The sequence below is a fragment of the Actinomadura sp. J1-007 genome (assembly GCF_009793335.1).
Taxonomy (GTDB): domain Bacteria; phylum Actinomycetota; class Actinomycetes; order Streptosporangiales; family Streptosporangiaceae; genus Spirillospora; species Spirillospora yumaensis.
Map to the genome: position 1 here is coordinate 3,955,832 of NZ_WING01000001.1, position 13,531 is coordinate 3,969,362.

Consider the following 13,531-nt stretch of genomic DNA (forward strand, 5'->3'; position numbering starts at 1 on the left):
CCGCCCCCCGCGGCGCCACGGGCCCGCCCGCGGAGGCGGGGACGGGGTCAGACGTAGCGTTCGAGGATGGACGACTCGGCGAGGCGGGAGAGGCCCTCGCGGACGCTGCGGGCGCGGGACTCGCCCACGCCGCCGACGGCCTGGAGGTCGTCGATGCTGGCCGCCAGGAGTTTCTGGAGGCCGCCGAAGTGCTCGACGAGGCGCTCGACCACCAGGCTCGGCAGGCGCGGGACCTTGGCCAGCAGGCGGTAGCCCTTGGGGCTGACCGGCAGGTCGAGCGCGTCAGGGCCGGAGAAGCCCATCACCTCGGCGACCGTCGACAGGTCGAGCAGCTCGTTGGCCGACAGCACGTCGAGGTCGGCGAGGACGGCCTCGACGCCGCGGGCGCGGGTGTCGGCGGACGGGTAGTCGCGCACGATCAGCTCGCGGTCGACGTCGACGCCGGAGACCAGCTCGTCGAGCTGGAGGGACAGCAGCCGGCCGTCGGTGCCGAGCTCGACCACGTAGCCCTCGATCTCGTCGGCGATGCGGCGCACCATCTCCAGGCGCTGCACGACCGCGCTGACGTCGCGGACCGTGACCAGGTCCTCGATCTCCAGGGCCGACAGCGTGCCGGACACCTCGTCGAGGCGCAGCTTGTAGCGTTCGAGCGTCGCGAGCGCCTGGTTGGCCTTCGACAGGATCGCCGCCGAGTCCTCCAGGACGTAGCGGATGCCGTCGAGGTAGAGCGCGATGATGTGCATCGACTGGCTGACCGAGATCACCGGGTAGCGGGTCTGCCGCGCGACCCGTTCGGCGGTGCGGTGCCGGGTGCCGGACTCCTCGGTCGGGATCGTGGAGTCGGGCACCAGGTGCACGGCCGCGCGCACGATGCGGTCGTGGGTGCCGTCGAGGACGATCGCGCCGTCCATCTTGGCGAGCTCGCGCAGCCGCGTCGCGGAGAACTCCACGTCGAGCTCGAAGCCGCCGCTGCACAGCTCCTCGACGAGCTGGTCGTAGCCGAGCACGATCAGGCCGCCGGTGTGCCCCCGCAGGATCCTCTCCAGTCCGTCGCGGATCTGGGTGCCCGGGGCCACCGCGGCGAGCGTGGCGCGGCGTCGTTCGTCATGAGGCTTGTCTAGTGATGGCACCTGGCCCCCGGAGGTCGCTGGACGGCGTCAGTTTACCGAGGAGGCGCGCGCGCCGGTTCCTCCCCTGGTCGCAAGCGTGCGGGGTCGCGCGTAATACTCTGGCGTGAGGTGCGTTACGGCGCCGTAAAGGAAACCTGGAGCGCCTGCTGGAGGCTGTCGACCTCCATCACCTTCATCCCCTCGTAGCTCGACAGCTGCGGATCGGCCCGCCGCAGCGGCGATCCGTCGGCCAGTTCGAGCGAGCCGCGCGGCACGACGGCGTGCTTGAAGCCGAGCCTGGCGGCCTCGGCGAGCCGGCGCTGGACGCCCGGCACGACGCGCACCTCCCCGGCCAGGCCCACCTCGCCGAGCGCGATGAGGCTGCCCGACAGGGCCTGCTCGACCGTGGACCCGGCGACGGCGAGGGCCAGCGCGAGGTCGACGGAGGTCTCGGAGAGGCGGACGCCGCCGACCGTGGAGACGTACACGTCCTGCTCGTGCATGGAGATCTTGCAGCGCTGGGCGAGGACGGCGAGGACCATCGCGACCCGCGAGGTGTCGAGGCCGGACGACGCGCGCCGCGGCGACGGCAGGTGCGACTTGGCGACCAGCGCCTGCACCTCGGCGACCAGCGGGCGGCGCCCCTCCAGCGTGACCGTGACGCACGTGCCGGGGACGGGCTCCTCGCGGCGGGTGAGGAACAGCCCGGACGGGTCGGGCAGCCCGACGATGCCGACCTCGGACAGGTCGAAGCAGCCGAGCTCGTCGGTCGGGCCGTAGCGGTTCTTGACGGCGCGGATCATGCGGAGCCGGCTGTGCCGGTCGCCCTCGAAGTACAGCACGACGTCGACCAGGTGCTCCAGCAGGCGCGGACCGGCGATCGCGCCCTCCTTGGTCACGTGGCCGACCAGCACGACCGTGACGCCGCGCTCCTTGGCGACGCGGATCAGGTTGGCGGCGACCTCGCGGATCTGCGTGACGCCGCCCGGGGCGCCGTCGACCTCGGACGTGCCGATCGTCTGGATGGAGTCGACCACCAGCAGCGCGGGCTCGACGGCCTCGACGTGCCCGAGGACGGCCGACAGCTCGGTCTCGGCGGCGAGGTAGAGGTCGTCGGTGATGGCGCCCACCCGGTCGGCGCGCAGCCGCACCTGCTCGGCCGACTCCTCGCCCGTCACGTACAGCACGGGCCTGCGCACGCCGTCGCCCGTCGGCCGCGCCTCCGAACCGCCACCGGAGCCGGAGCCACGGACCCCGTTGCCTGTTGGCCCAGCCTCCGTTCCGCCGCCGGAGCCCGCGCCCCGCGCGCTGTCGCCGGTCGGCCGGGCCCCCGAGCCGTTGGCGGTGGCCGCGCTCCGCGCGGCGTCGCCGGGCGGACCGGCCCCCGATCCGCTGGCGGTGGCCGCGCCACGCGCGGCGTCGGCGTTGGGCGGGACGCCGCCGGTGGACGCGAGGGCGGCCACTTCGAGCAGGAGGGTGGACTTGCCGATGCCGGGCTCGCCGGCCAGCAGGAGCACCGCGCCCGGGACGATGCCGCCGCCGAGGACGCGGTCGAGCTCGTCGAGGCCGGTCGGCCTGGTCTGCGCGGACCGTACGTCCACCTGACCGATCGGGCGCGCGGGGCTGCTCACCACCCCGGCGGTCACCACCCGCGCGGGCGTGGCGCTGCCCGCCTCGGTCACCGAGCCCCACGCCTGGCACTCGCCGCAGCGCCCCACCCACTTGGACGTCTGCCAGCCGCACTCCGCGCAGCGGTAGGCCGCCTTGGCCGCCGTCTTCGCCTTCGCCATGCGCCGAAGCGTAGAGCCCGCCGGTGACATTCCGTGGCCGGCGGGCCCGGCGACCCGCTCCGCGCGGGCGCGGACGGGTGGGGGCGAGGGTCAGGCGGCGGCCGACTTGCGGGCGCGTTCGATGAGGTCGCCGAGGTGGTCGGACACGACGCTCGGGCGCTCCATCATCGCCATGTGGCCCGCCGTCGGGACGATCTCCAGCCGGGCGGACGGCACGCAGCTCGCGATCTTGAGGCTGTGCTCGACCGGGGTGAGCATGTCGTTCTCGGCGCCGATGACCAGGGTGTCGGCCTCGGCGAGGGCGGCGCAGTCGCTGATCACCTCGGTCGTGATCATCGAGCGGAAGAAGTCGATGAACGCGTCCATCCGGGTCTCGGCCATCATCTGCTCGGCGAACGCGACGGCCGCCGGGCTCGCGTCCGGGCCGAACGCGATCAGGTCCTCGATCAGCATCGAGCCGTCCCGGCCGAGGTGGCGGACCTTCTCGATCAGCGCGGACCCGGCGCCCGCGGCGCGCAGCGCGCGGGGCAGGACGCGCTGGGTGGTGCGGGCGAGGGCGGCGGGCATGCCGAGGGTGACCTCGCCGAGGCCGCCGGAGGACGTGCAGAGCAGGCCGGTCGCGACGATCCGGCGGCCGATCTCGTCCGGGTGCTCGTCGGCGTACCGCAGGGTCGTCATGCCGCCCATGGAGTGGCCGACCAGGACGACCGGCGTGCCCTCGGGAACGGTCGCGTCGATCACGGCGGCGAGGTCGGCGGCGAGGCGCGGGATGGCGTAGCCGTCGCGGGCGCCGCCGTCGGAGCGGCCGTGCCCGCGCTGGTCCCAGAACACCAGGCGGCCGAGGCCGCGCAGGGCCTTGCGCTGGAAGTGCCAGGAGTCCTGGGTCAGCGTCCAGCCGTGCGAGAAGACCACGGCGAGGTCGGTGCGGTCCTCCCCGTCCACCTCGGCGTACAGGCGGGTGCCGTCGCTCGCGCGGACGGGCGTCGGGCGCCCGCGCAGGGACCCGAACGGCTCGCCCGCGTACGGGTCGGGACGGAGCCTGAGCCGGCGCAGGGCGCGGCGCTGGGCCGCGACCCCGGCTCCGGCGGCGCCCGCGCCGAGCGCGGTCGCGGCGATGACGGTACGGCTCGTCCTGGCGGCTCGGCCCATGGTGCTCCCCTTCCGCGTGCTGTGCACCGCATTGTTGTATACGAGGTCCAGTAGCGGTCACACCGGCCCCGCGGTGACCGACCAGTCAGTAACTCAGGGGCAACGCCACCACAGATTGACCGCGTAGTCCACCTCGCAGCCGGGGTGCTCGCGCATGCACGCGTCCGCGAGGTCGGCGGGGAACTCGATCCCGAGCACGGCGCGCAGGTCGTCGCGGCTGTCGAACGCCCAGCGGATCGTGAGCGGCTCCCGCGAGAAGCCGCGCCGCGACCAGAACCGCTCGACCGCCTCCGGGTCGTACGACGGCAGGCTCCGCCGGAACCAGCCGCCGAACGTGGACCGCGTCGCGTCGTTGTCGATGACGAAGATCGCGCCGCCGCGCCGGACGACCCGGTCCAGCTCGGCGAGGCCCGGCTCGCAGCCGGGTCCGAAGAAGTAGGCCCAGCGGGCGTGCGCCACGTCCACCGAGGCGTCCGGAAGCGGCAACGCCTGGGCGCTGCCGACACGGACCGTGACGTTCGGTACGTCCTTCGCGCGGCGGCGCGCCGACGCGGCGAGGCCGGAGTGCGGCTCGACGCCGACCACCCGCGCCGCGTCCCGCGCGAAGCGGGGCAGGTGGAAGCCCGTTCCGCAGCCGACGTCGAGCACCGTCGCGCCGTCCCACGGGCGGACGGCGCGCATGGCCGCCTCCAGCGTCCCGTCCGGGTCCACGGCGCGGTTCTCGATCTCGTACACGCGCGGCGAGTTCCAGATGTTGGGGCTCGGCACGGCCCCCGGGGCGATCTCGACCATGGTCCACAGAGCGTAGCCGCCCCGGAGCCGGGCGATGAGGATCACCGCGGGCCGAGGGTTTCGTCCGCGCTCCGGGCGCATAGGCTTTGCCACGAAACCTTCCGACGAACCTGTCGAGCGACATTCTGGCGAGGGAGCCTTGACCCCGCAGCACAACGGCAGCGCCGCACCGGCCATCCGGGTCCCGGACGCGCCGATCACGCTGTCCACGGCGTCGGTCTACCCGGAGAAGGTGCCGAGCGCGTTCGAGATCGCCGCGCTGCTCGGCTACGACGGCATCGAGGTCATGGTCTCGACCGACGCCTCCTCCCAGGACCTCAACGTGCTGCGGCGCCTCTCGGAGTACCACCAGGTCCCGATCAAGTCGATCCACGCGCCCTGCCTGCTGCTCACCCAGCGGGTCTGGGGGCGCGAGCCGTGGGGCAAGCTCGTGCGCTCCAAGGAGGTCGCCGAGGAGCTCGGCGCCGACGTCGTGGTCGTGCACCCGCCGTTCCGCTGGCAGCGGGAGTACGCGCGCGACTTCGTCGAGGGCATCGCCCGGATGCAGGACGAGACCGACGTGCTGTTCGCGGTGGAGAACATGTTCCCCCTCAAGGCGCGCGGCGCCGAGGCCGGCATGTACCTGCCCGACTGGGACCCCGTCGACCAGGACTACCCGTACGTCACGCTCGACCTGTCGCACACGGCGGTGTCCGGCTCGGACGCGCTCGGCATGGCCGCCGACCTCGGCGACCGGCTCCGGCACGTCCACCTGGCCGACGGCGTCGGGGTGACCAACAAGGACGAGCACCTCGTGCCCGGCCGGGGAGGCCAGCCGTGCGGGCCGCTCCTGGAGAGGCTCGCCGAGAGCTCGTTCCGCGGCCACATCGTGCTGGAGGTCAACACGCGACGCGCCGCGTCCCGCGCAGAGCGCATGGAGGACCTCGCCGAGGCCCTCGCGTTCGCCCGGCTGCACCTGGCCGCCGCCGACCGCACGTGGGAGGTCACCTCCGGCGGGGAGGTCTCCCGCAGGAGCCTGCGGTGACGGGCGCGGTCCGCTCGCGCGGGCCCGGCCGCCGTCCCGGTCCGACCGAGACGCGCGAGGCGATCCTGGCGTCCGCCCGCGAGCTGTTCGCCGAGAAGGGGTACGACGGGGCGTCGCTGCGCGCGATCGCGCGCGAGGCCGGGGTCGATCCCGCGCTCGTGCACCACTTCTTCGGCAACAAGGAGGGCGTGTTCATCGCGGCCATGCGCTTCCCGGTGGACCCGGGCAGGCTGCTGCCGGTGATCATGGCCGCGCCGCGGGAGCGGCTCGGCGAGACGATGGTCCGCACGTTCCTGGAGATCTGGAGCGACGCCGACCGCCGCGCCCCGATCCTCGCGATGCTGCGCTCGGCGATGACCAACGAGCGCGCCGCGGCGATGATGCGCGAGTTCGTCAGCTCCGCGCTGTTCGCCCGCGCGGGCGCGGCGGCCGACGTCCCGCTGGTCAACGTGCAGAGCGCCGCCGGGCAGCTCATCGGCGTGATGCTCCTGCGCTACGTCATCCGGGTCGAGCCGATCGCCTCCGTTCCGGAGGAGGAGCTGGTCACTCTGATCGGCCCGTCCATCCAGCGCTATCTGGACCACTCCGCCCCCTGACCGCCGCGTCGCTCCCGGTTTCTCAGTTTCCCGGCGCGGGCTGCGGCGCGTCCGATATGGGAGCGCTCCCGTGACCACCTCGCGCCTCGGCTTCGCCGCCGTTCGACGGGGCGCGGGGGCTTGACTCGGGACCGGCGCGGGCTTAAATTCAACACATGATGAGTTCATCTCCGGCGGTCAGCGTCCGCGACCTGCTGGTGGAACGGGGCGGGCGGCCGGTCCTGCACGGCGTCACCTTCGAGGCGCCGCGCGGGTCGGTGGTGGGACTGCTCGGCCCGAGCGGCTGCGGCAAGACGACGCTGATGCGCTGCCTGGTCGGCGTGCAGACCGTCAAGGGCGGCGCCGTGTCCGTCCTCGGCGAGCCCGCCGGATCGCCCGGCCTGCGCCGCCGCGTCGGCTACTCCACCCAGTCGCCCGCCGTCTACGCCGACCTCAGCGTGGGCGAGAACCTGCGCTACTTCGCCTCCGTCCTCGGCGCGCCGCGCGGGGACGCCGACCGGGTCGTCGAGGAGGTCGGCCTCGGCCGGCACCGCGACCAGATCGCCGCGACCCTGTCCGGCGGCCAGCTCAGCCGCGCCAACCTCGCCGTCGCGCTGCTCGGCGCGCCCGAGCTGCTCGTCCTGGACGAGCCGACCGTCGGGCTCGACCCGGTGCTGCGGCAGGAGCTGTGGGAGCTGTTCCGCGAGCTCGCCGAACGGGGCGCCACGCTGGTCGTGTCGAGCCACGTGATGGACGAGGCGGGCCGCACCGACCGGCTGCTGCTGATGCGCGAGGGCCGCGTCCTGTCCGACTCGACGCCCGCGTCGCTGCGCGCCAGCACCGGGGCGGACGACCTGGAGGAGGCGTTCCTCCAGGTGATCAGCCAACGCGCGGGGAGCCCGACATGAGCCTGACGATCACGCTGGCGACGATGCGCCGCATCCTCGCGCAGCTCCGCCACGACCACCGCACGCTCGGGCTGCTGATCGGCGTGCCGTCGCTGCTGATGATCCTGCTGCGGTACGTGTTCGACCGGCCGGGCGCGTTCGACCGGGTCGGGCCGATGCTGCTCGGGCTGTTCCCGTTCGTGATCATGTTCATCGTGACCAGCGTCGGGACGCTGCGCGAGCGCACCGGCGGCACCCTGGAGCGGCTGATGACGATGCCGCTCGGCAAGCTCGACCTGCTGCTCGGCTACGCGCTGGCGTTCGGCCTGGTCGCGCTCGCGCAGGTCGGCGTGGTGCTCGCCATCTCGCTGACCTGGCTCGGGCTGGACCTGAACGGCTCGGTCGGGTCGCTGGTCCTGGTCGCGGTGCTGGACGCGCTGCTCGGCATGGCGCTCGGGCTGTTCGCGAGCGCGTTCGCGCGCACCGAGTTCCAGGCGGTGCAGTTCATGCCCGCGTTCGTGCTGCCGCAGGCGCTGCTGTGCGGGCTGATCATGCCGCGCGGGCAGATGGCCGGCTGGCTGGAGGCGGTCTCCGACGTGCTGCCCCTGTCGTACGCGGTGGACGCGATGCAGGAGGTCAGCCGCGAGCCGGGCTTCACCGGGGCGCTCGCGCGGGACGTCGGGATCATCGCGGGCTGCACGCTGCTGGCGCTGGTGCTCGGCGCGGCCACGCTGCGCCGCCGTACCGGCTGAGAACGGGCGACACCGGTCAACCCGCCCGTCCCCCACAGGTCCGGCTGGTAGCCTCCGGCGCCATGAGCCCCCGAGACCCCGACGGCCTTCCGGCCTCCCCGTACCCCGGCGGTGAGCAGGCGCCCGCGCACCAGGCGGACCCGATGCCCGGCGCACAGGCGCCGGGTCCGGCCTCCGGGCCGGCAGGGACGGGCGCGGGCCCGGCGGGCCCCGGCGGACCCGGTGCGCCAGGCGGCCCCGTCGGGGGACCGGCGGGAGCTCCGGTGCCGCCCGGCGGCGGCTCGCCGGCGACCGCGACGCAGGACGGCGGCCCCGGCGAGGCGTTCTGGGGGGACGGCGGCGACGGTCCCGGCGGCGACGGCACGGGCACCCGCAGGCGCAAGCGCCGCTGGCCCCGGATCCTCATCGCCATCGGCGTCTTCCTGGCGCTCGTCGTCGCGGGCCTCGGCGGACTGATCTGGCAGCGGCAGTCGGCCTACAACGGCAACATCGACCGGATCCACGGCGTGATGCCCGGCGGCAAGCGCCCCGGCCCCAACGTCACCGGCACGCAGAACTGGCTGCTCGTCGGCTCCGACACCCGCGCCGACGCCAACACGACCGGCGACGGCGCGGACGTGTGGAAGCCCGGGCAGCAGCGCTCCGACACGATCATGCTGCTGCACCTGCCCGCCGACCGGCGCAAGGCGTACGTGATCTCGTTCCCGCGCGACTCGTGGGTGGGCATCCCCGGGTACGGCAACCAGAAGATCAACGCGGCGTTCTCGTTCGGCGGCCCGAAGCTGCTGATCGAGACCGTCGAGAGCCTCACCGGCATCCGCGTCGACCACTTCGGCGCGATCGACTTCGCCGGGTTCAAGTCGATGACCGACGCGCTCGGCGGCGTCGAGGTCGACATCAAGCAGAGCGTGTACGACCCGGCCCGCAAGGTGAACTGGACGGCCGGGCGGCAGAGGCTCGACGGCGAGAAGGCGCTGCTGTTCGTCCGGCAGCGCTACAACCTGCCCAACGGCGACTTCGACCGGATCCGGCGGCAGCAGGCGTTCCTCGGCGCGCTCGCGAAGAAGGCCGCCGACGGCGGGACGCTCACCAACCCGCTGAAGCTCGACCGGTTCATGTCGGCGTTCACCAAGTCGATCAGCGTGGACGACGGGCTGTCGGGCGGCAAGCTGCGCTCGCTGGCGCTCGGCCTGCGCAACCTGCGCGCGGGCGACGTGAAGTTCATCACCGCGCCCAACAAGGGCAGCGCGCAGCGCGGCAAGCAGAGCGTGGTGCTGCTCGACCGGGCCAAGTCGTCGGCGCTGTTCGAGGCCGTGAAGACGGCGGAGATGCCCGAGTACGTGCGCAAGTACGGCGGCGTCAACCCGCTCGGCACCGTCTCCTGACGTTCCGGCGCGCCGCCTCCCCCGGCCGCTCGCGCCGGAACGGCTCGCCGACCTCGGCGCGTTAACCTGGAACGGGAGGGACGGAGCCGTCCCTCCGGACGAGGGGATCGCACGTGTTTCGTCAGGCCCTGCTGGCCGCGTCGCGCAGCGGCGGTGCGCGCAGGATCGTGGAGACCGCTCCGTTCGGCCGCGACGTCGTCCGGCGGTTCATCGCCGGGGAGACCGTCGACGACGCGTTCGGCGTCACCCAGGAGCTGACCGGCCAGGGGCTGCTGGTCACCCTCGACGTCCTCGGCGAGTACGTGGGCGACGTCCGGCAGGCCACCGCGACCGCCGACCATTACGTGGAGCTGCTGGAACGGCTCGGCGGTTCCGGCCTCGGCACCCGCGCGGAGGTCTCGCTCAAGCCGTCGGCGATCGGGCAGGGCATCGACGACGACCTCGCGCTCGCGAGCGCGCAACGCGTCTGCCAGGCGGCCCGCGCGGCGAGCACGACCGTCACCCTCGACATGGAGGAGCACGACCGGGTCGACGCCACGCTGGCGATGGCGCACGAGCTGCGCCGCGACTTCCCGGACGTCGGCGTCGTCGTCCAGTCCTACCTGCGGCGCGCCGAGGAGTACTGCGCCGACCTCGCGTACGAGGGGTCGCGGGTCCGGCTGTGCAAGGGCGCCTACGCGGCGCCGGAGGCGGTCGCGTTCACCGACCGCGCCGAGGTCGACCGGTCCTTCGTGCGCTGCATGAAGGTGCTGATGGCGGGCAAGGGCCACCCCATGCTCGCCACGCACGACCCGCGGCTCATCGAGATCGCGGGCGCGCTGGCCGTGCTGGACGGACGCGACGCCGAGACGTTCGAGTACCAGATGCTCTACGGGATCCGCCCGCAGGAGCAGCGCCGCCTCGCGGCCCGCGGCGACCAGGTGCGCGTCTACGTGGCGTACGGCAGCGAGTGGTACGCCTACTTCATGCGCCGCCTCGCGGAGCGCCCCGCCAACGTCGGGTTCTTCATCCGCTCGGTCGCCGGCCGCTCCTGACCGCGCACGCCAGCGCCCCGCGCCCCGCGCCGGGCGGTCCCGGGCGGTCGACTAGGCTGGGCCGGTCGTTGCAACCCCACGTCAAGGTATGCGAATGATCGCGATTCTGGGTGCCGGGAAGATGGGCGAGGCGCTGCTGTCCGGGGTGCTCCGGGCCGGCCGCCGCCCGTCCGAGCTGAGGGCGACCGCCCGCCGCGAGGAGCGCGGCGCGCTGCTGCGCGAGCGGTACGGCATCGAGATCGTCACCAACGTCGAGGCCGCCGCGTCCGCGAGCACGCTCGTGCTGGCCGTCAAGCCGCAGGACATGGGCGCGCTGCTGGAGGAGATCGGCCCGCACGTCCCGGCCGGAGCGCTGGTGATCTCGATGGCCGCCGGGATCACCGCCGGGTTCATCGAGGGGCGGCTCCCGGACGGCGTCGCGGTCGTCCGCGTCATGTCCAACACGCCCGTCCTCGTGGACGAGGCGATGAGCGTGATCTCCGCCGGGGCGCACGCGGGCGAGGAGCACCTGAAGCTCGCCGAGGAGCTGCTGTCCCCGGTCGGCAAGGTGCTGCGCATCCCCGAGGCGCTCCAGGACGGCGCGACCGCCCTGTCCGGCAGCGGCCCGGCGTACTTCTACTACCTGGTCGAGGCCATGGTCGACGCGGGCATCCTGCTCGGCATGCCGCGCGCCGCCGCGCTGGAGATGGTGGTCCAGTCGGCCGTCGGCGCCGCGGTGATGCTGCGCGACTCGGGCGAGCACCCGGTGCTGCTCCGCGAGGCCGTGACGTCCCCCGGCGGGACGACCATCGCCGCCATCCGCGAGCTGGAGCGGCACGGCGTCCGCGCCGCCGTCCTGGAGGCGATCGAGGCGGCCCGCGACCGCGGCCGGGCCCTCGCCGGAGGCTGACCCGGCGGCGCCCCGCCCGGACGGCCCCGGAAGTTGACGCCTCAATCGTTGAGCCGAACGGCCCGCACGGGCCGTGTTAGAGGTATGGGAATCCTGCTGCGCGTGCTCGTGGCCGCCGGTCTCGCCGCCGACGCGGTCGTGCACTGGAAGTTCGCCCCTGACATGGCCTACGTGGAGGGCGGCGCGCTGGGCGGCGACGAGGTGTTCCGCGCCCAGGCCGTCCTCGCCGCCGCGGTCGCCGTGCTGGTCCTCGCGGTCGCGCGCCGCTGGTCGTACGCGCTGGCGTTCCTCGTCGCGGCCAGCGCCGCCGGCGCGGTGGTGCTCTACTACTACGTCGACGCGGGGGCGATCTGGCCGCTGCCCGACATGCACGAACCCGTCTGGTACGCGGAGAAGACGGTCAGCCTGGCGGGCGAGGCCGTCGCGGCCCTGGCCGCCCTCGCCGCCTTCCTGACGGCGCGAAGGACCCCGACCGCGGAACCCCGAAGCGAATCCCCCGCCCGTCCCTGACCGACGCCCCGCGTGCGACGACCCCCGGTTTCGGCCGGGGGTCGTCTTGTTCTCGTGGTCGTTCCCGTGGTTGGCGAGGCGCCTCCGCACGGCCGCGGTCTCGCGCACCAGGCGGCCGTGCGGAGGTCACCTCAGGTCAGGGGCGTCCCGCGCGCGTGCGGGCGGGTCACGCCACGGCTCCCGCGCCGAGCGCGGCGTCCGCGCCGGCGGTGACGTCGCGGACGAAGCGGGCGGTCTCCCGCATCGCCGCGTTCGCCTCCGGGAGGACGCGGTTGAGGATCTGGAAGACGTGCATCTGGCCCTTCCAGACCTGGAGTTCGCAGTCGGCGCCCGCCGCCGCGAGGGCCTCGGCGAGCGCCTCGGCCTCCGGGCGCAGCACCTCGGCGCCGCCGACCTGGATCAGCACCGGCGGCGCCTCGTCCCATCCGCAGGTGAGCAGGGCCAGCCGCGGGTCGTCGAATCCGGCCGGCCCCACTACGAGACGCGCGACCCGTTGGGCCGCGGAGGCACTGATGTACGCGTCGCGCGTGCCGTGCTGGGCACGCGTGGACAGCTCGCAGGTCAGGTCGACCCACGGGGAGAACAGGACCGTCCCGGCGGGCCTCGGCAGGCCCGCGCGGCAGATCTCGGCGGTCAGCGCCGCCGCCAGGTGCCCGCCCGCCGAGTCGCCCGCGACGACGATCCCGGACGCCGGGATCCCGCGCGTCAGCAGCCAGCGGTACGCGGCGAGCGCGTCCTCCAGCGGCGCCGGGAACGGGTGCTCGGGCGCGAGCCGGTAGCGGGCCGCGAGCACCGGCAGGCCGGTGTCGAGCGCGAGCCGCGAGGTGATCGGCCGGTGCGTCCGCGGCGAGCACACGACGTACCCGCCGCCGTGCAGGTAGAGGATCGCGCCGGGCGGCGACTCCTCCTCGGCGCCGCGGGTGACGACCCACTCGCCGACGACGGGACGGCGCACCCCGGCGACCTCGACCTGCGGGTCGTACAGCGGCCGGACGCGCACCCGCTGGGTGTGCCGCATCAGCAGGGACGCGGCGTCCACGGTCGAGCGCGCGGTGCGCAGGCCGCGCGCGCGGCCGGGCACGTGGTGCAGGAACGGGAAGACGCCGAGCCGGAGGGCACCGGAGATGGCGCGGCTGCGGACGCTCGGCCGCCGCTCACCGAACCGCCGCTCACCGAACGGCCGCTCGCCGAACGGATGTGCACCGGACGGCTGAGCCCCGGACGGCTGAGCCCCGGACGGGTGTGCGCCGGACGGGGGTGCGCCGGACGGGCGGGCCCCGGACGGGGGTGCTCCGGCCGGGCGGGTGCCGGGCGGGTGCTCGGACGGTTCGCCGTCGGGCGGCGCGGGCTGCGGGGTGGCCTGCGACCGGGGGGTCTGGGCGGCCTCGGTGCCGGCTGCCGTGCCGAGCGGCAGAGGGGTCACCTCCGCCGGGGCCGGGAGGGGAGTCGCGAGTCCATTCACACCCCATGTCGTGTTTCCGTGTTGTTACGTGGGATACCCATCCTTGGCGCTTTGTTCACGTCACAACTTCTTTACGACGTTCGGCGCGTCCGCCCGCGAGGCCGTTGCGAACGGTCCGGGACCGTTCCGACCAGGGACGCGAGTACCGCGGTGCGGCTGTGATCCGGGCCACG

13 protein-coding genes are annotated in these 13,531 nt (G+C 74.1%); 8 read left to right on the forward strand and 5 right to left on the reverse strand.

Annotated elements, in window-relative coordinates:
• Positions 1–47: 47 nt before the first annotated feature.
• From disA to GEV43_RS17985, 4 genes are all read right to left on the reverse strand, one after another.
• Positions 48–1,130 (reverse strand): DNA integrity scanning diadenylate cyclase DisA, encoded by a 1,083-nt coding sequence (gene disA, locus GEV43_RS17970; RefSeq protein WP_160821699.1) that lies wholly within the window; start codon positions 1,128–1,130, stop codon positions 48–50.
• A 113-nt stretch (positions 1,131–1,243) separates the two neighbouring features.
• Positions 1,244–2,899: a DNA repair protein RadA gene (radA, locus tag GEV43_RS17975; protein WP_160821700.1), complete on the reverse strand. Its 1,656-nt coding sequence runs from the start codon at positions 2,897–2,899 to the stop codon at positions 1,244–1,246.
• Between the two features lie 90 nt (positions 2,900–2,989).
• Complete coding sequence (locus GEV43_RS17980) at positions 2,990–4,075, reverse strand: alpha/beta hydrolase (protein WP_309239690.1); 1,086 nt, start codon at positions 4,073–4,075, stop codon at positions 2,990–2,992.
• A 66-nt stretch (positions 4,076–4,141) separates the two neighbouring features.
• Positions 4,142–4,840, reverse strand: a complete 699-nt coding sequence (locus GEV43_RS17985; RefSeq protein WP_160821702.1) for a class I SAM-dependent methyltransferase — start codon at positions 4,838–4,840, stop codon at positions 4,142–4,144.
• A gap of 139 nt (positions 4,841–4,979) precedes the next feature.
• Here GEV43_RS17985 and GEV43_RS17990 point away from each other — a divergent pair, with 139 nt between their 5' ends.
• The 8 genes from GEV43_RS17990 (at position 4,980) to GEV43_RS18025 (ending at position 11,896) form a co-directional block, all read left to right on the forward strand.
• Entirely contained in the window at positions 4,980–5,864 is an 885-nt protein-coding gene (locus tag GEV43_RS17990; RefSeq protein ID WP_241682946.1) for a sugar phosphate isomerase/epimerase, read from the forward strand.
• The gene (locus GEV43_RS53820; protein WP_160821704.1) at positions 5,861–6,460 is read left to right on the forward strand and encodes a TetR family transcriptional regulator; all 600 of its coding nucleotides are present in this window, start codon (positions 5,861–5,863) and stop codon (positions 6,458–6,460) included. The genes GEV43_RS17990 and GEV43_RS53820 overlap by 4 nt, the downstream gene beginning before the upstream one ends.
• Before the next feature lie 155 nt (positions 6,461–6,615).
• On the forward strand, positions 6,616–7,347 hold the full coding sequence (locus tag GEV43_RS18000; protein ID WP_206681205.1) for an ABC transporter ATP-binding protein: 732 nt from the start codon (positions 6,616–6,618) through the stop codon (positions 7,345–7,347).
• A complete protein-coding gene (locus GEV43_RS18005) occupies positions 7,344–8,078 on the forward strand; it encodes an ABC transporter permease (RefSeq protein ID WP_160821705.1) in 735 nt (244 codons plus the stop codon). Before GEV43_RS18000 ends, GEV43_RS18005 begins: the two co-directional genes overlap by 4 nt.
• A 263-nt stretch (positions 8,079–8,341) precedes the next feature.
• Entirely contained in the window at positions 8,342–9,463 is a 1,122-nt protein-coding gene (locus GEV43_RS50450; RefSeq protein WP_309239691.1) for an LCP family protein, read from the forward strand.
• A 113-nt stretch (positions 9,464–9,576) separates the two neighbouring features.
• The gene (locus GEV43_RS18015; RefSeq protein ID WP_160821706.1) at positions 9,577–10,497 is read left to right on the forward strand and encodes a proline dehydrogenase family protein; all 921 of its coding nucleotides are present in this window, start codon (positions 9,577–9,579) and stop codon (positions 10,495–10,497) included.
• Positions 10,498–10,591: 94 nt separating this feature from the next.
• On the forward strand, positions 10,592–11,386 hold the full coding sequence (gene proC, locus GEV43_RS18020) for a pyrroline-5-carboxylate reductase (protein ID WP_160821707.1): 795 nt from the start codon (positions 10,592–10,594) through the stop codon (positions 11,384–11,386).
• An 84-nt stretch (positions 11,387–11,470) separates the two neighbouring features.
• Entirely contained in the window at positions 11,471–11,896 is a 426-nt protein-coding gene (locus GEV43_RS18025) for a hypothetical protein (protein WP_160821708.1), read from the forward strand.
• 166 nt (positions 11,897–12,062) lie between these two features.
• Here the strand turns inward: GEV43_RS18025 and GEV43_RS18030 are convergent, their stop codons facing one another.
• Entirely contained in the window at positions 12,063–13,319 is a 1,257-nt protein-coding gene (locus GEV43_RS18030) for an alpha/beta hydrolase fold domain-containing protein (protein WP_309239692.1), read from the reverse strand.
• Positions 13,320–13,531: the final 212 nt, after the last annotated feature.

What these genes read in the sequence shown, in the direction of transcription:
- radA (WP_160821700.1), bottom strand. Translation starts at nt 2,899, where the DNA reads ATGGCGAAGGCGAAGACGGCGGCCAAGGCGGCCTACCGCTGCGCGGAG.
- GEV43_RS17985 (WP_160821702.1), bottom strand. Translation starts at nt 4,840, where the DNA reads ATGGTCGAGATCGCCCCGGGGGCCGTGCCGAGCCCCAACATCTGGAAC.
- GEV43_RS18000 (WP_206681205.1), top strand. Translation starts at nt 6,616, where the DNA reads ATGATGAGTTCATCTCCGGCGGTCAGCGTCCGCGACCTGCTGGTGGAA.
- GEV43_RS18025 (WP_160821708.1), top strand. Translation starts at nt 11,471, where the DNA reads ATGGGAATCCTGCTGCGCGTGCTCGTGGCCGCCGGTCTCGCCGCCGAC.
- GEV43_RS18005 (WP_160821705.1), top strand. Translation starts at nt 7,344, where the DNA reads ATGAGCCTGACGATCACGCTGGCGACGATGCGCCGCATCCTCGCGCAG.
- proC (WP_160821707.1), top strand. Translation starts at nt 10,592, where the DNA reads ATGATCGCGATTCTGGGTGCCGGGAAGATGGGCGAGGCGCTGCTGTCC.